1 pseudogene is annotated in these 313 nt (G+C 62.3%); it reads right to left on the reverse strand.

The window, feature by feature from the left end:
* Positions 1–313, reverse strand: a pseudogene (locus P0G09_RS17470) (nitronate monooxygenase); the annotation flags it as partial.

The raw sequence follows: 313 nt of genomic DNA on the forward strand, positions 1-313 counted from the left end.
CAACAGCACACGGACAGTGTACATCCGGTCCAGCCAGCCCACATTGGCCCCGCATAAGAAAAGTCCTTCCTCCAGGTTGCCCATGACCGCTTCGATCAGTGCATTGGTGATGCAGTAGTGCACCTTGGCGGGGTCGCAGGTCTTCAGGCAGCGGGCACAGTGCCGGGGCGGGAAGCGTCTGCCCTCCGCCATTGCCTGCACCAGCGGCGTGTTCAGCGCCCGGCCCGGCATCCCGACCGGGCTGTGGATGTTGAGCACATCCTCAGAACCTGCATTCAGCAGAACGTCCTTGTACACCTGGGATGCATCGCAC

It is taken from the genome of Faecalibacterium sp. DFI.5.82 (assembly GCF_029076575.1).
Taxonomy (GTDB): domain Bacteria; phylum Bacillota; class Clostridia; order Oscillospirales; family Ruminococcaceae; genus Faecalibacterium; species Faecalibacterium duncaniae.